Source organism: Arthrobacter sp. B3I9, assembly GCF_030816935.1.
In the GTDB taxonomy this organism is placed as follows: domain Bacteria; phylum Actinomycetota; class Actinomycetes; order Actinomycetales; family Micrococcaceae; genus Arthrobacter.
Window position 1 is genome coordinate 3,832,670 of the sequence record NZ_JAUSYO010000001.1, and the last position, 18,963, is coordinate 3,851,632.

Here is an 18,963-nt window from a genome sequence, read left to right on the forward strand (position 1 = left end):
GGGCTAGGGGCCAACGTCCCAGGTGGACTGGCCTACCGGTACACCTCTCCCGGACCGGATAGGGAAGCCGGCCCCAGCCAGATACTCATCGATTGCTCCGCAACGGCCCTTTTGAGGGGTCAAAACGGCCGTGGTGGGCCCACGCCGGCAGGGTTCCCTGGCCGAACTTGTGAGGCTAGGGAACCGGTGGGGACAATCGATGGGAGGACGACGGCGGGGCCGCACCTTTCGAGAAGGTGCGGCCCCGCCGGTGGTTGCGCCCGGTTATGGGTGCGGCTAGCGCGCCGTCAGGCGGGACTTCAGTCCCGCCAGTTCGGAGCGCAGCGCCTCGGGCAGCGAGCCGCCGAAGTTGTCGAACCAGTCCTCGATGGAGGCAAGCTCGGTCGCCCATTCCTCGGGATCCACCCGCACTGCGTCTTCAACGTGCGCCTCGGTCAGATCCATGCCGGCGAGGTCCAGGGAGTCCCCGGTCGGTACGTAGCCGATGGGCGTTTCGACGGCGTCGGCCTTGCCTTCGATGCGCTCGATGGCCCACTTCAGCACCCGGGCGTTGTCGCCAAAGCCGGGCCAGGCGAAGCCGCCGTCAGCCGTGCGCCGGAACCAGTTGACCAGGAAGATGCTGGGCAGGCGTTCCTGGTTGGCCTTTGCGGACAGGTTGACCCAGTGGTTCAGGTAGTCCCCGGCGTCGTAGCCGATGAACGGCAGCATGGCCATCGGGTCGCGCCGCACCACGCCGACCTGGCCGGCGGCGGCGGCCGTGGTCTCGGAGGACAGCGTCGATCCCATGAAGACGCCGTTGGACCAACTCCGGGCCTGGGTCACCAGGGGGATGGTGGTCTTGCGGCGTCCGCCGAACAGGATGGCCGAGAGCTCGACGCCGTCGGGGTTGTAGTACTCCTCCGCCAGCATGTCGATCTGGGAGATCGGAGTGCAGAAGCGGGAGTTCGGGTGCGCCGCCGGCCTGCCCGAATCCGGTGTCCAGGAGTTGCCCTGCCAGTCGGTCAGGTGCGCCGGAGTCTCCTCCGTCATGCCCTCCCACCACACGCCGCCGTCGTCGGTGAGTGCGACGTTCGTGAAGATGCTGTGCCCCTTGGCGATGGCCCGCATGGCGTTGGGGTTGGTACCCCAGCCCGTGCCAGGCGCGACGCCGAAGAGGCCGGCCTCGGGGTTGGTGGCGCGCAGTTCACCTTCCTTGCCGATCCGGATCCAAGTGATGTCGTCACCCAGGGTTTCGACTTTCCAGCCCTCGATGGTCGGGTCGAGCAGGGCAAGGTTGGTCTTGCCGCAGGCGGAGGGGAAGGCCGCGGAGATGTAATACTTCTTCTGCTCCGGCGAGGTCAGCTTGAGGATGAGCATGTGCTCGGCGAGCCAGCCCTCGTCGCGGGCCATGACAGAGGCGATGCGCAGGGCGTAGCACTTCTTGCCCAGCAGGGCGTTGCCGCCGTAGCCGGAGCCGAACGACCAGATGGAGCGCTCTTCCGGGAAGTGCACAATCCACTTGTCCGGATTGCAGGGCCAGGGGACGTCCTGCTGGCCGGCGGCCAGCGGGGCACCCAGGGAGTGCAGCGCGGGAACGAAGAAGGCGTTGGTGGCGGTGATGCGGTCCAGCACCTCGGTGCCGATCTGGGCCATGATGCGCATGGAGGCGACAACGTATGCGCTGTCCGTGATCTCCACGCCGAACTTCGGGTCCTCGGCGTCGAGGTGGCCCATGACGAACGGGATGACGTACATCGTGCGGCCGGCCATGGAACCGGCGAACAGCCCGCGCAGCTTCGCCTTCATTTCCGCCGGCGCCATCCAGTTGTTGGTGAAGCCTGCGTCGCGTTCGTTTTCGGAGCAGATGAACGTCTGCTCCTCGACCCGGGCGACGTCGGCCGGGTCGGAGAACGCTGCAAAGGAGTTCGGAAACAATTCCTCGTTCAGCCGGGTCAGGGTGCCGGCCGCTACGAGCTCGTCCGTGAGCCGGGTGTTTTCCTCGTCAGACCCGTCAACCCAATGGATCCGGTCCGGCTGGGTCAGTTCAGCTACCTCTTCGACCCATGCCAGTAGACCGGCATGTGTGGTGGGTGCTTTTTCAAGCAACGGCAGTCGCGCCAGATCGCCCATTACGGTTCCCTTCCTCGGGTTCAGTGGTGTGTCCTAAATGTAGGGCTAGATCACCCCGCTAGAGTTGGCCCCGATCCGCAGCCTTCGTAAGGCGGGAAATGAAAAACCGCGGAAATTCACGGATCTACCGGCCAGTTCTGGTGTCTTATTGTGATTAAGGTCACGTAGACCGGTCTAGTCAGTTAGATTACACCCGTTTCGATTTGTAACTACGGCCCCTCCTCGCGTAAAGTAATTCGAGGTTCGGGGAGCGAGAAGTTCTCCAGGAGCCGAGAATGCGCCCATAGCTCAGCTGGATAGAGCGTCTGTCTACGGAACAGAAGGTCAGGGGTTCGAATCCCTTTGGGCGCACAGAAGAAAAATCCGCACCGGTCCGCCGGTGCGGATTTTTTTGTGCCCTCGCGCTTATGGTTCCACCGCCACCGCCGTGGCGCCGGAGGCCGCCACCGCTATGGCGCCGGAGGCCGTTCCGGCCCGGGCGTAGGATTCTGCCATGACGGCACAGGTGGAGCGGGAATTCGATGTCATTGTGATCGGCGCAGGCGCCGTGGGCGAGAACGTGGCGGGCCGGGTGGTCCAGGGCGGCTTGACCGCCGTCCTCATTGAGGCCGAACTGGTCGGCGGCGAGTGTTCCTACTGGGCCTGCATGCCGTCCAAAGCGCTGCTGCGTCCGGGTACAGCCCTGCACGGAGCCCAGTCGGTCCCCGGCGCCGCCGAGGCCGTCACGCGGACCCTCGACGTCGCCGCCGTGCTGAAGCGGCGTGACTACTTCACCTCGAACTGGCAGGACGACAGCCAGGTCAAGTGGGTTGAAGAGACGGGAATTGAGCTGATCCGCGGCAGCGGCCGGCTCACCGCCCCGCGAAAGGTGGAAGTGTCCGGGCTCGACGGCAACAGCTACGCCCTCACGGCGCGGCACGCCGTTGTGGTCGCCACGGGATCCACGCCCAACGTGCCGCCGGTCGAAGGACTGGGCGACATTGAATACTGGACCACGAGGGAGGCCACCTCAGCCCGCGCGGTTCCCCGCCGGCTGGCCGTACTCGGCGGCGGCGTCGCAGGCACCGAACTCGCCCAGGCCTACGCGCGCCTGGGCTCGGCCGTGACACTCGTGGCCCGTGGGGACCTGTTGCGGATCTTCCCCGGCGAGGCTGCGGATCTGGTCGCCGCGGGGCTCCGTGCCGACGGCGTCGACCTCCGGTTGCGTACCGGCACGCAAAGCGTCCGAAAGAACGACGACGGCTCCTTCACCTTGACGCTCGACGGAGGCGCCACGGTGACGGCCGACAAGCTGCTCGTCAGCACCGGCCGGAGCCCGGCACTCGAAGGGCTCGGGCTGGAGAATGCGGGGGTCACCGCCGCCGAAGGCAAACCGCTCCGGCTCAGCACCGACCCCACCGGACTGGTTACCGGCACGGCCGGCGACGGCGGTCGCTGGCTCTACGCCGTCGGCGATGCCGCCGGGAAGGTCATGCTGACGCACCAGGGAAAGTATGAAGCCCGGGCCACGGGCGATGCCATTGCCGCGCGGGCACGGGGAGAACTCGCCGGGGAGCCGGAGCCCTGGAGCCGCTACACGCAGACGGCGGACGAACACGCGATTCCCAACGTGGTGTTCACCGACCCCGAGATCGCCAACGTGGGCCGGACGGTGGAGCGCGCGGAGAAGGACGGCTTCAAGGTCAGTTCTGTGGAACTGCCCATCCAGGTGGCGGGTTCCTCACTGCACGCCCAGAACTATGAGGGCTGGGCCCAGCTGGTGGTCGACGAAGACCGCAAGGTCCTGCTTGGAGCCACCTTCGCCGGACCCGACGTTGCAGAGCTTCTGCACGCCGCCACCATCGCCATTGTGGGCGAGGTTCCCATGGACCGCCTGTGGCACGCCGTGCCGTCCTACCCCACGATTAGTGAGGTCTGGCTCCGACTGCTGGAGGAATACGGCCTCTGACCGGGCCGCGGAGGTCCGGAGGTTGCCTCCGCCACACCCTCCACTCCGCCCAGTCCTCCCGTCTTGTATTTGAACTGACCAGTCAGTTCGATTAGCCTTGAGCAGACATTCCTCTGCGAAAGGCATCCTGTGCTCTCCGTGCGCCAGCTCTCCGTGAACGGACGACGGCAACCCCTGCTACCTGGCACCTCCCTCTCCGCCGCCCGGGGCGGGCTCTTGCTCGTGACGGGCGGCCGGCAGGACCAGCGGACCTCCCTCGCTTTGACCTTGACCGGGCGGATGAAACCCTCCGGCGGCAGCATCGAGTGGGACGGCAGCGTCAGTATCAGGCACCTCCGGGCCGCGAGCGCCGTCGTGGACTCCCCCGGCGTCAACGAGCCCGAACAGCACCTAAGCGTCCGCGACCTCGTCATGGAGGATCTCGCGCTGGTCCCCCGCCGCTACCGCGGCGCCCTGCACGGTGGTTCGTGGCTCACGGCCAACGGCTTCGAGGACATCGCCGAGCGGTGGGTCGAACAGCTCGACGCTGGCCGGCGCATTGGGCTGCTGACCGCGCTGGCCCTCGCTGACCCGAGGATCGAACTCCTCGTTGTCGACTCCCCGGACCGGCACAGCGGCAATCCTGCCGACTGGTTGCCGCAGCTTGAAAAACACGCGAACGACGCCGGGCGGCGGCTCGCCGTGGTTGCCACCGTCAGCAGCCTCCCGGCCGGATGGGACGGGCCCGCCGCCTTCATCGGGAACGCCCAGCCCGAGATACACCACGGCCAGGAGCCGCCCTCGGGGCAGGAAGAACTGATGACAACCCTCATGGAAGAAGACGCAAAGTGACTGTGCTGCGGCTGGGCCGTTCCGAACTGAAACGGATGACCGGAGGCCTGCTGCCCAGGCTGACCATCCTGGCGCTGACCCTGGTTCCGCTGCTTTACGGCGCCGTGTACCTCTATGCCAACTGGGACCCGTACGGCAAGCTCAACCAGATCGACGCGGCACTGGTGGTTCAAGACTCTGGCGCTGCGTCCAGCGACGGCACCAGGCTGGAAGCCGGCAAGAAAGTGGCGGAAAGCCTGGTGGACGGCCACATCTTCAACTGGCAGCTGGTCGCAGGGCCGGAGGAGGCCGACCAGGGCGTGAGTTCGGGTAAATACGGGTTCGCCCTGAAGATCCCCGAAGACTTCTCCGCGAACCTGGTCTCCCCCGGCAGCTTCGACGCCGCCAGCCAGGCCATGCTCAACGTCACCACGAATGATGCCAACAACTACCTCCTGGGTACGATCGTGGATAAACTCACCACCGCCGTGCACACGACGGTTGCCACCGAGGTGGGAGAGGACACCGCCAACCAGCTCCTTACCGGTTTTGGGACCATCCATTCGGAACTCCTCCAGGCGTCCGACGGCGCCGGGGACCTGGCGGACGGCGTCGCCACCCTGCACGACGGAACGGTTACGCTGCACCAGGGAACGACTGACCTGAAAAACGGCGCCACTGCCCTCTACCAGGGCCAGCTCAAGCTCCGGGACGGAGCGGATGCCCTCAGCGGCGGAGCGGCCCAGCTCAGCTCAGGACTCACTGCGCTACAGAACAAAACTGCCACGCTGCCGGCCGATTCGCGGCAGCTCGCGGACGGTGCGGCGCAGGTGGCGTCCGGCAACGCCGCCCTCAAGGCGCAGCTGCAGGGCTTGGCCGGACAGCTCAGCGCCGGGGAGCAGTCCGCGGCGCAGGCACAGCGGAGCCGGGTGACGGCCGCCAACAGCAGGCTCGTCGCCGCCGGTGTCCTCACACCGGACCAAGCGGCCCAAATCCTCGCCGACTTCGACGCCAACCCCGGCCCGCCGGCGTCGGGGTCCGCCGAAAAGCTCAAGCTGGCCGCCGCCCAGGTCCAGCAACTGGCGGACGGTTCCGCCGCGGTCAGCGCCGGAGCCGCAAGACTTGCCGCCGCGTCACCGGCCCTCAGCGACGCCGTCGGCAGTGCCTCTACGGGCGCCGGGCAGCTCGCAGGGGGCGCGTCCGCCCTCGCCGCCGGACAGCAGAGCGCCCTGGAAGGCACAGGGAAACTCTCCCAGGGATCGGAGAAACTGGATGAGGGTGCGGCCCAGCTTGAGGGCGGTGCTGCTACAGCGTCCGACGGCGCGGGAACCCTGGCCCGCGAGCTCGCCACCGGCGCCGGAAACGTCCCGCACCCCGACGACGCCCAGAAGGACAGCCTCGCGCGGGTAATGGCAGACCCCGTGGCCGTCAGCAACGTCTCCCAGGCCAAGGCCGGATCCTACGGCGCCGGACTCGCACCGTTCTTCCTCACTCTTGCCCTCTGGATCGGTGTCTTCATGCTGGTTCAGGCCATGCGGCCCGTCACGCAGCGGGCACTGGCGTCCAACGCCCCGGCCTGGAAGATCGCCGTCGGGGGCTGGCTTCCGTTCCTGGCGGTCGCCGTCGTCCAGGCGAGCCTGCTGACCCTTGTGGTGGACGTGGGACTGGGACTGAACCCCGCACACCCGGTCCTGATGTGGCTCCTCATGCTGGCGGCGGCGACGGCGTTCAGCGCAATCATCCAAGGTGTTGTGGCGCTGCTCGGATCACCGGGCAAGCTCGTGGTCCTCATCCTCCTGGTGCTCCAGCTGGTCTCCTCCGGCGGGACGTTCCCCTGGCAGACCACACCCGGGCCGTTGCATGTGGTGCACCAGCTTCTGCCGATGGGGTACGTTGTCAGCGGCATGCGGCACCTCATCTACGGGGCCGACCTCGCCATCATCCTGCCCACCATGCTGGGACTGCTTGGCTACACTTTGCTGGGGACGGCGCTGTCCACCCTTGCCGTCCGCAAGCACAAGTACTGGACCCTCAAGACCCTGAAACCGGAGATCGCCGTATGAGCAGCAGTTCGTTGGACAGCGGCCCGGAGCCGTTGAAAAAGCTGCGGCCGGGGCGGACCAACGCCACCAAGCAGAAGCTGTTCGAAGCTTCCATGGAGTTGATCGGCGAGCGGGGTGCTGCGGGGGTCACAGTTGACGAGATCGCTGCGGCTGCAGGGGTTTCCAAAGGCACGGTGTATTACAACTTCGGCAGCAAGTCGGACTTGATCGCGCAGCTTCTGCGCCACGGGGTGGACATCCTTCTGGCACGGCTGCTGAGCGTCAAGAACGCCTCGGACGATCCCCTGAGCGCGATGGATGAAATGATCGGCCAGGCGATGGATTTCATGGCAGAGTATCCTTCCTTCGCCCGGCTGTGGGTCAGCGAGAACTGGCGTATCCCCAGCGAATGGCAGGACACCTTCGCCGAGCTGCGCGAGCGCTTGCTGGCCGTCATCCGGACAGCGATCGACGCCGTAGCAGAGGTCTACTCCGTCGATCCCGGCGTCTCCCGCGGAAGTTTGGAGACCGCCATTTTCGGCGCCTGCTTCGTGGTGGGCCTGGACCGGCAAACCTACAACCCCGAACGGACCCGGGAACAAAGTATCGCCGCGATTATGGCTTCCATGCGCGGCTACGTGGTGAAGTAGCCCGTGCTCAGGGATGATTGGTCCCATGCGTCACATGGGTAACAGCGGCAAGATAGCCATCGGGGCGTTCGTGGCCGCCGCCGCTTTGCTGGTCCTGACGGGCGTCACGTTGAATGAGGCAGTGCTGATGTGCTTCCTGGCCGCATCGGCCGCCGCCTACGTTGCGTGCGTGGCTGAGGTGGTCATCCGCCAGCGGCACAAAACCCTTGCGGCCAGCGGCGTCGGCACCATCCTCTTCGTCGCTTTCGGCGTCGCCTTCCTGCGGCAGTGGGGGCTGGCCTTCAGTCCGGACCCGGCCGCTCTGACCGCGCCCGTGACCACAACACATCCGGACCTTTACTTCTACCTCGCGGCAGCGGCAGGTGCAGCCACCTTGCTGCTGCTGTTCGCCGGGACCGTCCTACCCGGCAGGCGCGGCACTGCACGCGCCTACGCCCCCCGCCCTGCCGCGGCCTCAGGGGTCGCCAGGGCACGTCCAGCGGCCCCCTCTCCACAGCGGACGTCCACCCGGCGCTGAAGGCCAGCGCCGTACGCCACGCCAGATTTTGCGGCGCCGTCGTCCCGACCCGCATGAGCGGGGATTCGCGGAGGGTGTCAGAGATTCCGTGGACGTTCGCCGTGGGGCTGGTCGTCGCCGGGCTGGTGCGTGCCGGGCTCGCCCTCGACGCGGTTCCTGGCACTGCGGTCCCGGCGCAGTTCCTCGCCGTCACCGCCTTCGCGGCGGGCCTCATCCTCCGCCTGCGGGCCACGGCCCTTTTTGGTCGGCACATCGGGGTCGAGTTCGTCGGCCTTCCGCCGTTTTTCTTCAATGTCGGCGCGGACGCTCTGGGCCTCTTGCTGCGAGCCGCGGGCCTCCGCGCGCAGGCGCTCGGATTCGACTTCCGCTTGTTTCGCGTCGGCCTCGGCGCGGAGCGCTTTCGCTTCCCGCTCCTTCGCACCGAGTTCGTCGGCCTGGGCCTGCTCACGCATCTCCACTGCCCGGTTGCGGTTCACCTTCGCCTTGCGCTTACGGCCAAGAACCAGGACCGCGGCGATGATCGCCAGCACGACGACGACGGCGATTATGATCCATATGAGCTGCCCAGAATCCACGATGATCCACCTTTTCTCTCGAACCTGCAGTCGATGAGTAGACAGCATCAGTAAACCGCAGAAACTCGCCGCTGACTACGGATCGTGCGGTGAAAACCGGCGCTCCGAAAGCTACTTGGCCCGCGGCACCCTAAAGTGCGTGAGCCGCGCATCCTGGCCATCAAGCTCGGCCCACGTCTTCTCCGTCTCCAGCACCGTCAGGCCGCTCGTGGGGAAGCGCGTGGCCGCCTCCATATAGGCGTCATGGTCCGAGTCACGGGAAGCAAGGTGCATCGCGAGATCCTGTACGCCCGGCATGTGGGCAATCACCATCAGCGTGGTGACGGTGTCCGGGACGTGATTGATAACGGTCAGCATCCGCTGCGCCGAAGCGGAATAGAGACCGTCTTCGAGTTTCGGCGTGGGGGCCTTGTCGCCCAGTTCGCTGCACACCCAGGTGCAGGTTTGCCGGGTCCGCAGGGCACTCGAGCAAAGAATGAAATCGGGGATCACGTGATGCTTGAGCAACCATTTTCCGGCCATCGGAGCGTCCCGGTGTCCCCGCTCTTCCAAGGGCCGCTCGTGGTCCGCGACTCCTCCGGGCCAGTCGGCCTTGGCATGGCGCATGATCACCAGGCGTTTGATGTGATGGGCGCTCATGCCCCAATCCTAGTGCGGCGGTAAGGCCCGACGCCTGCCGTAGACAGCGGGGCGGACCGTGGCGAGAGTGCGCGCGCCGTGGCCGTGGTTACCCACGGTCGGATCGGCTTTCTTCTCGGCGAAGAGGTCTTCGAGGCAGGCCCGGGCGAGCTGGTCCGGAAACCCAGGGATCAATGGCACACCTTCTGGAACGCAGGCGCAGCGCGCACCGGGCCCGCCGGCAGCACTGCCCCCGACACGCAAAAGCGGCACCCCGCGCGCCGGAACGTCGCTCGAGGAGCGAACGCTTTGGCGCAGCGGGATGCCGCTTGAGCGCGTGCAGCTGAAACTAGATCGAGTACTCGGGGGCAGCCCAGACGATTACTTCGGGGTGCTCGTAGAAACGGTAGCCCTGGCCACGGACCGTGCGCACGGTGTTGGCAAGCCGGCCCAGCTTGGAGCGGAGGCGGCGGATGTGCACGTCAATCGTGCGCTCATTCGGGACTTCCTCGGCGTTGCGCCACAGCCCTTCGAGCAGCTCGTCGCGGCCCACCGTGCGGGTGCCGTTCTCCACCAGGTAGTTCAGGAGCTCAAATTCCTTGAACGTCAGGTTCAGGGAATCGCCGTCGAGGTGCACCTCGCGGCGGGCAAGGTCGATGAGGACCCCGGACGGACGCGGATCCTGCGGCTGTTGGAGGCGCGCCGTCTCGGCACGCTGGCGGGCGCCGACGGTCGGGTCGCCGAAGGTGGAACGGACGACGTCGAGCGCCGAACCCGGAGCGCTTGCTGGCGCCACGGCGACGGCGGCGTAGCTTTCCGCGCCGGAAACGAGCGACTGGGCGTAGGTCCGGATCTCCTGGGCCAGCTTGGCAATGGAGGTGCCGGCAGCCGCCGCGGTTTCCTCGTCAATACCCATGTAGAGCACGAAACCACGGGCGACGTTGTCGCTGGTGACGGGGCGGGCGGGTCCGGCGCCGCCTGGCGCAATCACGGGGGTGGGAGCGGTGGCTGGGGCCGCGGGAACAGCGCGGAGCTGGCCATAGGAATTGGGGTTGTAGCCCTCTGCCACGTAACCGGGGGCCGAGAAACCGCTGGTGGGCGCCGCGGGGGCGAACGACGGACGGCCGCCACCGAATCCTTGGCGGATCCCCGCGGGCTGGCCGGGCTTGCCGGCGTTACGGACGGAGATGTGGACGTATCCGGATGCAACTGACATGAATGCTTACCTCAATGTGAATGGCCGTCATCGCGGCTCGAATGCTGGTTTCCCCGCAATGGAACTGGGGAGGGACGCCCGACTCTGGGCTTGGGGCGAATGCCTAAAAACTTTCGGGGGTGTAAAAGTTAGGCGTGCATTCGACAACAGCGCATCTCGAACTCAGCGGGTGTGCTGATCCAGGAAGCTGCGGCTGCAGGTGCTGTTGAGTTCTTGTTCACAATTGAAAGTGTGCAACGTAACAATAAGAACTAGCAAGTAACAAAGGACGTCACGGTCCGCATAGTGAGACAAAACCGCTGAATGTAGTGCACATCACAATTCTGGGCGGACAAGCAAAGATCTGCAGTTTTTCCGCAAAAGCCCGACGTGAGGCGCTTCTATCGAAGGATATTTTCTCCGGCGGGCTTCATCCGCAGAATCGTTCAACGCTTGCCGCTTGGACCAAACGTGCGCATACTTATCAATTCCATGTCTACAGTCCACAACGTGGTCATGCCTTTTTTCGTGCCAAGAGGGCCGCGAGGAACGTGGCCGAGGGGCTCCGTCCGTTTAACTCACCCTTCCGGCGCCGGCGGTGACGCCCCTGGTGGTGCCCCCGGTGGTGCTGCCGGCCGTCGTCGCGGTGACGATCACGGACTCAGCCGTGTAGTCGCTGCCGTTCTTAGTGGCCGCAATGCGCACCGTCCCGCCCGCTACGATGTCGGCCGCGGTAAGCTGCGAGCCGGCGTTGCCTGCCTGTTGGCGCCGCAGCTGCTGGTTTGTGACCAGCACGTCAGCAGCCAGCGCGTAGCTGCGGCTGAAACCGTCGCTGCTCTTGACCGTGAGGGCCCCGGAACTGACTTCCGTGACGGTGCCGAGCTGTTCTGCCCTGGTGACGTACTCGCTGCCCTGCAGGACGACGTATTCGGAATGGACTGCTTCGGACAGCCCGCTCACGCCAGCCATCCCGTCGGGCGGAATGCTGCCGGCTCCGCCTTGGCCCGGCGCAGCCACGTCCCCAAACTCGCCCTGCGTGCCCGGCCCACCCTGGACCGATCCCTGGTTGCCCGGGCCGACCAGTCCCCTGCCCGATGCGCCGGTTGTTCCAGCCGCGGCCGAGCTGGATCTACTTGAGGTAAGGGCGTAGACGCCTACTCCCGCTCCTGCGGCGAGGACCGCCGCAGCACCGGCGACGGCGAGACCGCGCTTCACCGTCCACGCTTGAGCTGCGGAACCGTTGCCTTGCCTTGCCGCCGGAGCACCCCAGCCCTCAGCAGGGCCAGCAGGCTCCCGGGCCGGAGCACCCCCCCCCTCCACCATCGGTGCGGTGGTGCCGGCAGGCGAGGAGACCGGCGTCGGCGTCGTAGTTTCGTCTCGGGCGATCTCCGGGACGGAACCGTCCGGCTGCCCGTCGGCTCCGCTGCGCTGTCCGTTCATGGTGCGTGCTCCTTAAGGAAGAGATGATGATCGCGACAGGAATCGGGACCAGCTCCAGAGTGGTCACCGACCCTGTGCCCGCGCTGTGCGGCGTGACAGCCTGGGCTGTGACAAGCCGCTCCGATCTCCCTGCATCCCCTCACTGCATCGCCGCGGCACCCAGCTGGCTAGGCTGGGATGCACAGGTTCCCCACAGGATCCCCAAAGCCCAGCCTCATCGGCAGAACAGAGAGTTGTTCCATGGCCACCTCGCACTCCATGACCAACAACCTTCCCCAGCTCACCCACCCGGACGGGTCCCCCATCCGGGCCCTCGTGGTGGACGACGAACCCAGCCTCTCCGAACTTATGAGCATGGGTCTCCGGATGGCCGGCTGGTCCGTGGCCGTCGCTGCCGACGGGCCCGAAGCAGTCAAGCTCGCCAAAGACTTCCGCCCCGATGTGCTGGTGCTGGACGTCATGCTCCCCGGGTTCGACGGCGTCGAACTGCTCGGCAGGATCCGCGCCTTTGCACCCGAGGTCCCGGCCCTGTTCCTGACCGCGAAGGACGACGTCCATGACCGCATCATCGGCCTCGCTGCCGGCGGTGACGACTATGTCACCAAGCCGTTCAGCATGGAGGAAGTCTTGCTGCGCCTGCACCGCCTGGTGCAACGCTCCGGAGTAGCGGCGATGGATTCAGCGGAACTTGTGGTCGGTGACCTTGTGCTCAACGTCGACACCCGGGAAGTAACCCGCGCAGGCGAAGGGCTGCACCTCACGGCTACGCAGTTCGAACTGCTGCGCTATCTCATGGAGAACCCCAAGCGCGTCATCAGCAAAGCGCAGATTCTGGACCGGGTCTGGGACTACGACTTCGGCGGCCAGGCCAACATCGTCGAACTGTACATCTCCTATCTCCGCAAGAAGATTGACGTCAACCACCCACCGATGATCCACACCGTCCGCGGCGCAGGCTACGTCCTGAAGCCGGCGGACTGATCCGTGTCCAGCCTCTCCGGCAAGGTCCGGACTCCCGGGCGCAACTGGCGCGACCCGTCCACGTGGCATCTGCGCACCCGGCTGGTCCTGGTCGCGATGGCCCTGCTGGTGGCCATCTGCGGCGCGGTCGGCCTCTTCAGCTACGCGTCCATGGACTTGTTCCTGACCCGCCAGCTCGACACCCAGCTGGCGCAGGCCTCGGACCGGGCCCGCGACTTCGGCCGCCCGTCCGCAGGCAACTCCGGAGGCCGTCCTGACCCGTTGGAGGCCAGGGGCCAGGGCATCGGTACCCTCAACGCCCGGATCCTCGACGGCGTCGTAAGCAGTGCGGGTTTCCTGGCCGGCGACGCCACACGCAAGTCACTTTCGTCCGAGGACAGCCAGATCCTGCTCGCGCTCACTCCCAACAGCGCACCCGTTGACCGGACCCTCTCCTCTGGGGCGTACCGGCTCACCGCAGTGCGGGCGCCCTACGGGGACGTGATTGTCACCGGGCTCCCCCTGGCGGAGAAGCAGAACACCCTGGCCTCGCTGGTCTGGACCATGGTGGTGGTGTCAGCCGGCGGCCTGGTGGTTATCGGATTGGCCGGCACTGCGTTGATCCGGCGGACCATGAAGCCGCTCGAACAGCTTTCCGAGGTCGCCACCAAGGTCTCCCGGCTTCCGCTCGACGCCGGCGAGGTGGCCCTTGCCGTGCGCGTTCCGGCGGCGGCCGCGCACCCCGGCACGGAGGTAGGCGGTGTGGGCTACGCCCTGAACCAGATGCTGGACAACGTCTCGAGCGCACTGCAGGCACGGCAGAACAGCGAGATGAAGGTCCGCCAGTTTGTGGCCGATGCTTCGCACGAGCTGCGAACCCCGCTCACTTCCATCCGCGGTTACACGGAGCTGATGCGCATGACCGAGCAATTTACGCCGGACGGCGAGCGATCCTTGGCCCGCGTGCAAAGCCAGTCCGAGCGGATGACTGCCCTGGTGGAGGACCTGCTGCTGCTGGCACGTTTGGACGAGGGACAGCCGCTCAAGCTCACCGATGTGGACCTGACGCAGCTGTCGGTCGAAACGGTCAGCGACGAGAAGGTCATGGCGCCCGGCCACGCCTGGCGCCTGGAACTCCCGGAGGAACCGGTGGTGGTCCGGGGCGACTCGACGCAGCTTCACCAGGTGCTGGCCAACCTGCTGTCCAATGCGCGCAAGCACACGGCGCCCGGGACCACGGTGGTCACCGGTGTGATGCGGTCAGCCGACGGAAGCGCCGTGGTCACGGTGACCGATAACGGGGACGGGATCCCCGCCGAGTTCCTGAATCAGGTTTTTTCACGTTTCGCGCGTGCCGACGCCTCCCGGAAGAACCCGGCTGCTTCGGCGGCGGCCGCGGGCGGTCCCGGCAGGTCCGCCGGATCCGGGATGGCCGGCGGACCCGCAGCTCCGACTATGGCCGCGGCGCCCACCTCCGAGGGGACCAGCGGGCTCGGCCTCTCGATCGTGCAATCCATTGTCGAAGCCCACGGAGGCACCGTCGAGGTGACCTCCCGGCCGGGCCGGACCGAGTTTGCCGTGCGGCTTCCCGGTGGTCCCCGGGAGGCTTAGTCTTCGGGCTCCTGCATCCCCGCGCGGCCGGCGAAAAGGCAGGCCGCGCCGCCAGGCGGCGGAGCGCGTTACCTACCGCAACTCCCCGCCGGCGGCCGGCTCCTCGAACTCCGGGGCCGAGATGGCCGTGACGTAGTCCTCCACGGCATACAGGTGATTGGCCATCCGCATCCTGGCCCGGTCCACGTCGTGCCGTCGCAGCGCATCGAGAATCGCGAGGTGCTCCCGGTGCGTCGCGAGCAATCCGTCAGTGTCATGGATCGAGCGCGACATCCGACCTTGGATCGTCGTGGTGGAGACTGTCTCGATCAAGGCGGACAAGACGTGGTTTGCGGAAGCCTTTGCTACCACGCGGTGAAACTCAATGTCGCACTGCAAAGCGCCATCGTGGTCGATGGGTGTTCCATGGATGGCCGAATGTGCCCGTCCGAGGATCGTTTCGGCCTCCTGCAGCTGCTCCTCACTGATGGAGACGGCCGCGGCGGCGGCCGCCTCTGTCTCCAGCGCCCTGCGGACGGTATGCACCTGATTGGCCCGTACGCCGTCCTGCAGGCCTACCCAGAATTCCATCGCGGAGAGCAGCGCCGAAGGCTCCAGCCGAGTCACGAACGTCCCCGCACCTTGCCGCGTTTCCAGGATTCCCATCGTGGACAGCGCGCGGACACCTTCGCGCAGCGAGCCTCTGGACACCTGCAGCTCCGCCGCGAGGTCTTTCTCAATGGGCAGCCGGTCCCCCGGGCTGAGCCGGCGTGAGGACAGCATGCGTTTTACGCCAGAGATTACGACGTCGGTCTGGGACATCGGGCCGTTCGACATGGCAGTCCCCTTTCTTAGCGGCTACTTGCCGGACGCTGCACAACGAAGGATTTGGTCGGATGTATTGCTTGGAAATGCCCTGTAACTCCTATACTCTCATCGAATACTGCTTAATACATCGGATGAAACTTGCGAAGTTGCAAGCGTCGACTCCGCCGTTGATCCACTCCTGATAAGCGATGGCTAGCGCCGTCCGCACGTACCGGCTGGACCTACCCACAGACGAGGTAAAGGACTGATTATGCAAGCAGAGACCCGCACCATCCCCGGGACGGACGTCCGGCTGCCGGTACTCGGCTTCGGCGGAGCGCCCATCGGCAATCTGTACAGGCCCGTGGCCGACCAGGAAGCGGTCGGCGCCGTCGCCGCGGCATGGGAGGGCGGCATCCGCTACTTCGACACGGCACCGCATTACGGGCTAGGGCTGTCGGAACGCCGGATCGGCGAGGCCCTGGCGGGGCAGGACCGCAGCAGCTATGTGCTCAGCACCAAAGTCGGGCGGCTTCTGCGGCCCAACCCGTCACCGCAGGGCAAGGATGCCGAGGGCTACGACGTCCCCGACGAGCTTATCCGCGTCCGGGACTATTCCCGCGACGGCGTGCTGCGCTCCATCGAGGAGAGCCTGCAGCGGCTCGGAACTGACCGGATCGACGTCGTCTACATCCATGACCCTGATGACTACTGGACCGAGGCAGTCGAGGGCGCCGCGCCCACACTGTCCGCCCTCCGGGACGAAGGCGTGATCGGCGCCTGGGGAGCGGGCATGAACCAGTCGCAGATGCTGCACCGGTTCGTCACCGAGACAGACATCGACGTCGTCATGCTCGCCGGCAGGTACACCCTGCTGGAGCAGGGCGCCGCGGACGACCTACTTCCGGCCTGCCTGGAGCGGGACGTCGGCGTGGTGAACGTAGGAGTCTTCAATTCCGGACTGCTTTCGAAGAACCGGCCGGCCGGCGACGCAACCTACAACTATGCGCCGGCACCGAAGGAACTGCTGGACAGGGCCAACCTGCTGGCGGACATCTGCGAATCGCACGGCACCACGCTCCCCGCTGCGGCCCTGAAGTACCCGTACCAGCATCCGGCGGTGACTAGTGTCGTGCTGGGAATGCGGACACCGGAGCAGGTGCAGCGAAACCTCGAACTCGCGGCGCAGGCTGTCCCCGAATCCCTTTGGAACGAGCTGCGCGGGAACGGCCTGATCACCTGACCAGGCCCCCCTTGCAGCTTGTGCTGACATCACCCGAACGGAAAGAAAGAAGAACCAATGAAATTTGCGCGCATCGGTGCACCCGGCAAAGAGATCCCTGCTGTCCTGCACAATGACACGTACTACTCGCTGGAGCAGGTGACGGCGGACATCGACGCCGACTTCTGGGAATCGGACGGACCGAGGCGTGCAGCCGCGGCCCTCGCCGCCGGGGAACTCACCGAACTCTCCGCCGACGGAGCCAGGATCGGTGCACCGATTGCCAGGCCGTCGTCGGTGATCTGCGTCGGCATGAATTATGCGGCGCACGCGGCGGAATCGGGATCGAATCCCCCAACAGTTCCCATCATTTTCCACAAGGCCCCGAACACCGTGGCCGGACCCTTCGACGCTGTCGCCATCCCCCGCGGTTCAACCAAGACTGACTGGGAAGTCGAGCTGGGCGTCGTCATCGGCCGGCGGGCGTCCTACCTGGAATCCCCCGGTCAGGCCCTCGACCGCATCGCCGGATACGTCACCGTCAACGACCTCTCGGAGCGGACGTTCCAACTGGAGGTGTCCGGTGGACAGTGGTCCAAGGGGAAGAGCTGCGCGGGCTTCTGCCCCACCGGGCCGTACCTGGTGACGCCGGACGAGATCGACTCCGGCGACCTTCAGCTGCGCAGCTGGGTCAACGGGGAGATCCGGCAGGACTCCTCCACACGCGATTTGATCTTCGGGGTGGAACAGGTCATCTACGACCTCAGCCAGTTCCTGGTCCTCGAGCCGGGTGACCTGATCTGCACCGGCACTCCCGAAGGGGTGGCCCTGTCCGGCCGTTTCCCGTACCTGAAGGCCGGAGACGTCGTCGACATCGAAGTGGCCGGACTCGGACGCCAGCGGCAGGAATTTTTCCAGGGCTAGAGAAGCCCGAACACGAAAGGACCAAACAATGGAGTTTGCGGGATTGAAGGCACTTGTCACCGGCGGATCGTCCGGGATCGGGGCCGCCACAGCCCTGCTCCTCAAAGAGCGCGGCGCCGACGTGGCGGTACTTGACCTCCAGCCCGAGCAGGCCGGCGCCGGGTTGACCGCCATCAGATGCGACGTTTCCGATGATGCGGCCGTCCGCCACGCCGTGAAGGAAGCCGCGGAACGCCTGGGCGGACTCGACATCGTGGCCAACAATGCCGGCGTGGGTGCCCAAGGCACAATCGAGACCAACGACGACGCCGAATGGCACCGGGTGTTCGACATCAACGTGCTCGGCATGGTCCGGGCCTCCAGGGCCGCCCTTCCTTACCTGCGCCAGTCCCGCCACGCTGCCATCGTCAACACGTGCTCCATCGCCGCGACGGCCGGGCTTCCGCAGCGTGCGCTCTACAGCGCCACCAAGGGTGCGGTGCTGTCGCTGACGCTAAGCATGGCCGCCGACCACCTGCACGAGGGCATCCGGGTCAACTGCGTGAATCCAGGCACCGCTGACACGCCGTGGGTCAGCAGGCTTCTCTCCGCCGCCCCGGACCCGGCCGCTGAGCGCGCGGCGCTGGAAGCCCGCCAGCCCCACGGCAGGCTGGTAACCCCGGAGGAGGTTGCAGCCGCGATCGTTTACTTGGCAAGCCCGTTGGCCGGTTCCACCACCGGCGTGAACCTCGCCGTCGACGGGGGCATGCAGGCGCTGCGTCTGCGGCCAAGCCCTGCCGCTTCCTAGACCGGCAGCACAAACTAACCACGGGCCATGAAAGGCCGGCACCCCTGCGGGTGCCGGCCTTTCACTGTGCGCAGCTGAGATCCGTGGGGCTGTCAGGCTTAGCCCTTTACGGAACCGGCCGTCAGTCCCTGCACGATGAACTTGCTGGCAAAGGCAAAGATTGCCAGCGTTGGCACTACCGTCAGGACCGCAGCGGCGGACATGGAGCCCCAGTCGATGTTGAAGCTCGAGATGAAGCCGGCCAGGGCCGTGGGAATGGTCTTGTTGGAGTCGCTGTTCATGAGCGTCACGGACAGGAAGAGCTCATTCCAGCAGTTCACGAAATTGAAGATGAAGCTTGCCGCGACGCCGGGCAGCATGACCGGAACCAGCACCTTGAACAGGGCACCCAGCCGTGAACAGCCATCGATCATGGCAGCTTCTTCTTCCGTTCCCGCGACGGTCACTTCCACATCATGGACGGAGAGGACGGCCAGGCCGTGCGGGCGAGCAGCAATGCGGGGCACCGCGCAATCGTCGAGGCAATAACGAACCGTGATCCGTCGTCGGCCGCCACCGCGGCGGCTGCCCATATCGCCCAGACGGAGTTCTGGCTCAAGAAGCTCCGCCCGGCCCCTCGGCCGCAGGACTGACATCCGCAGAATTGATCCTGCCGCGCCGCCATTTCGACGGGTTCCTAGCCCGCTAGACGCGCGGCCACATCGAGTGCGCGGAACCGTCCAAACGGCGTTGCGCGGCAGGAAGAATCGCCGGGCCGCACCCTCTCACA

At 66.2% G+C, this 18,963-nt stretch carries 19 protein-coding genes and 1 tRNA gene; 12 read left to right on the top strand and 8 right to left on the bottom strand.

Features of this window, described 5'->3' with window-relative positions; translation table 11 throughout:
* Positions 1-276: 276 nt before the first annotated feature.
* Positions 277-2,109: a phosphoenolpyruvate carboxykinase (GTP) gene (locus QFZ65_RS17685; protein ID WP_306912049.1), complete on the bottom strand. Its 1,833-nt coding sequence runs from the start codon at positions 2,107-2,109 to the stop codon at positions 277-279.
* Positions 2,110-2,386: 277 nt separating this feature from the next.
* On the opposite strand from QFZ65_RS17685, the gene QFZ65_RS17690 reads away from it, so the two are divergent.
* The 6 genes from QFZ65_RS17690 to QFZ65_RS17715 all read left to right on the top strand — a co-directional run bounded on the left by QFZ65_RS17690 (position 2,387) and on the right by QFZ65_RS17715 (position 8,076).
* Positions 2,387-2,460, top strand: a tRNA-Arg gene (locus QFZ65_RS17690).
* 142 nt (positions 2,461-2,602) lie between these two features.
* Positions 2,603-4,057, top strand: coding sequence for an NAD(P)/FAD-dependent oxidoreductase (locus QFZ65_RS17695; RefSeq protein ID WP_306912050.1), 1,455 nt, complete (start codon positions 2,603-2,605; stop codon positions 4,055-4,057).
* A gap of 129 nt (positions 4,058-4,186) precedes the next feature.
* A complete protein-coding gene (locus tag QFZ65_RS17700) occupies positions 4,187-4,888 on the top strand; it encodes an ABC transporter ATP-binding protein (protein ID WP_306912051.1) in 702 nt (233 codons plus the stop codon).
* On the top strand, positions 4,885-6,930 hold the full coding sequence (locus tag QFZ65_RS17705; protein ID WP_306912052.1) for a YhgE/Pip domain-containing protein: 2,046 nt from the start codon (positions 4,885-4,887) through the stop codon (positions 6,928-6,930). The genes QFZ65_RS17700 and QFZ65_RS17705 overlap by 4 nt, the downstream gene beginning before the upstream one ends.
* Entirely contained in the window at positions 6,927-7,559 is a 633-nt protein-coding gene (locus tag QFZ65_RS17710; RefSeq protein WP_306912053.1) for a TetR/AcrR family transcriptional regulator, read from the top strand. Before QFZ65_RS17705 ends, QFZ65_RS17710 begins: the two co-directional genes overlap by 4 nt.
* A gap of 25 nt (positions 7,560-7,584) precedes the next feature.
* A complete protein-coding gene (locus QFZ65_RS17715) occupies positions 7,585-8,076 on the top strand; it encodes a hypothetical protein (RefSeq protein ID WP_306912054.1) in 492 nt (163 codons plus the stop codon).
* A 77-nt stretch (positions 8,077-8,153) separates the two neighbouring features.
* On the opposite strand, the gene QFZ65_RS17720 is transcribed toward QFZ65_RS17715, so the two are convergent.
* The 5 genes from QFZ65_RS17720 to QFZ65_RS17740 all read right to left on the bottom strand — a co-directional run bounded on the left by QFZ65_RS17720 (position 8,154) and on the right by QFZ65_RS17740 (position 11,904).
* A complete protein-coding gene (locus QFZ65_RS17720) occupies positions 8,154-8,651 on the bottom strand; it encodes a hypothetical protein (protein ID WP_306912055.1) in 498 nt (165 codons plus the stop codon).
* 111 nt (positions 8,652-8,762) lie between these two features.
* Positions 8,763-9,290 carry a histidine phosphatase family protein gene (locus QFZ65_RS17725; RefSeq protein WP_306912056.1) on the bottom strand — a complete coding sequence of 176 codons (528 nt, stop codon included), beginning with the start codon at positions 9,288-9,290 and terminating at the stop codon, positions 8,763-8,765.
* A gap of 9 nt (positions 9,291-9,299) precedes the next feature.
* Positions 9,300-9,464, bottom strand: coding sequence for a hypothetical protein (locus QFZ65_RS17730; RefSeq protein WP_306912057.1), 165 nt, complete (start codon positions 9,462-9,464; stop codon positions 9,300-9,302).
* Positions 9,465-9,618: 154 nt separating this feature from the next.
* The gene (locus tag QFZ65_RS17735; RefSeq protein ID WP_306912058.1) at positions 9,619-10,485 is read right to left on the bottom strand and encodes a winged helix-turn-helix domain-containing protein; all 867 of its coding nucleotides are present in this window, start codon (positions 10,483-10,485) and stop codon (positions 9,619-9,621) included.
* 552 nt (positions 10,486-11,037) lie between these two features.
* On the bottom strand, positions 11,038-11,904 hold the full coding sequence (locus QFZ65_RS17740; RefSeq protein WP_306912059.1) for a hypothetical protein: 867 nt from the start codon (positions 11,902-11,904) through the stop codon (positions 11,038-11,040).
* A gap of 240 nt (positions 11,905-12,144) precedes the next feature.
* On the opposite strand from QFZ65_RS17740, the gene QFZ65_RS17745 reads away from it, so the two are divergent.
* Complete coding sequence (locus QFZ65_RS17745; protein WP_306912060.1) at positions 12,145-12,885, top strand: response regulator transcription factor; 741 nt, start codon at positions 12,145-12,147, stop codon at positions 12,883-12,885.
* A gap of 3 nt (positions 12,886-12,888) precedes the next feature.
* A complete protein-coding gene (locus QFZ65_RS17750; protein WP_306912061.1) occupies positions 12,889-14,475 on the top strand; it encodes a cell wall metabolism sensor histidine kinase WalK in 1,587 nt (528 codons plus the stop codon).
* Positions 14,476-14,547: 72 nt separating this feature from the next.
* Here QFZ65_RS17750 and QFZ65_RS17755 read toward each other — a convergent pair whose 3' ends face one another.
* Positions 14,548-15,291 carry a FadR/GntR family transcriptional regulator gene (locus QFZ65_RS17755; RefSeq protein WP_306912062.1) on the bottom strand — a complete coding sequence of 248 codons (744 nt, stop codon included), beginning with the start codon at positions 15,289-15,291 and terminating at the stop codon, positions 14,548-14,550.
* 241 nt (positions 15,292-15,532) lie between these two features.
* On the opposite strand from QFZ65_RS17755, the gene QFZ65_RS17760 reads away from it, so the two are divergent.
* From QFZ65_RS17760 to QFZ65_RS17770, 3 genes are read left to right on the top strand one after another with little or no spacing between them, the layout of a single operon-like run.
* Complete coding sequence (locus tag QFZ65_RS17760) at positions 15,533-16,504, top strand: aldo/keto reductase (RefSeq protein WP_306912063.1); 972 nt, start codon at positions 15,533-15,535, stop codon at positions 16,502-16,504.
* 57 nt (positions 16,505-16,561) lie between these two features.
* Positions 16,562-17,407 (top strand): fumarylacetoacetate hydrolase family protein, encoded by an 846-nt coding sequence (locus QFZ65_RS17765; protein ID WP_306912064.1) that lies wholly within the window; start codon positions 16,562-16,564, stop codon positions 17,405-17,407.
* 28 nt (positions 17,408-17,435) lie between these two features.
* The gene (locus QFZ65_RS17770; protein WP_306912065.1) at positions 17,436-18,194 is read left to right on the top strand and encodes an SDR family NAD(P)-dependent oxidoreductase; all 759 of its coding nucleotides are present in this window, start codon (positions 17,436-17,438) and stop codon (positions 18,192-18,194) included.
* Positions 18,195-18,292: 98 nt separating this feature from the next.
* Here the strand turns inward: QFZ65_RS17770 and QFZ65_RS17775 are convergent, their stop codons facing one another.
* Positions 18,293-18,640, bottom strand: coding sequence for a carbohydrate ABC transporter permease (locus tag QFZ65_RS17775; RefSeq protein WP_306912066.1), 348 nt, complete (start codon positions 18,638-18,640; stop codon positions 18,293-18,295).
* A gap of 9 nt (positions 18,641-18,649) precedes the next feature.
* Here QFZ65_RS17775 and QFZ65_RS17780 point away from each other — a divergent pair, with 9 nt between their 5' ends.
* A complete protein-coding gene (locus tag QFZ65_RS17780) occupies positions 18,650-18,826 on the top strand; it encodes an FCD domain-containing protein (RefSeq protein WP_306912067.1) in 177 nt (58 codons plus the stop codon).
* Positions 18,827-18,963: the final 137 nt, after the last annotated feature.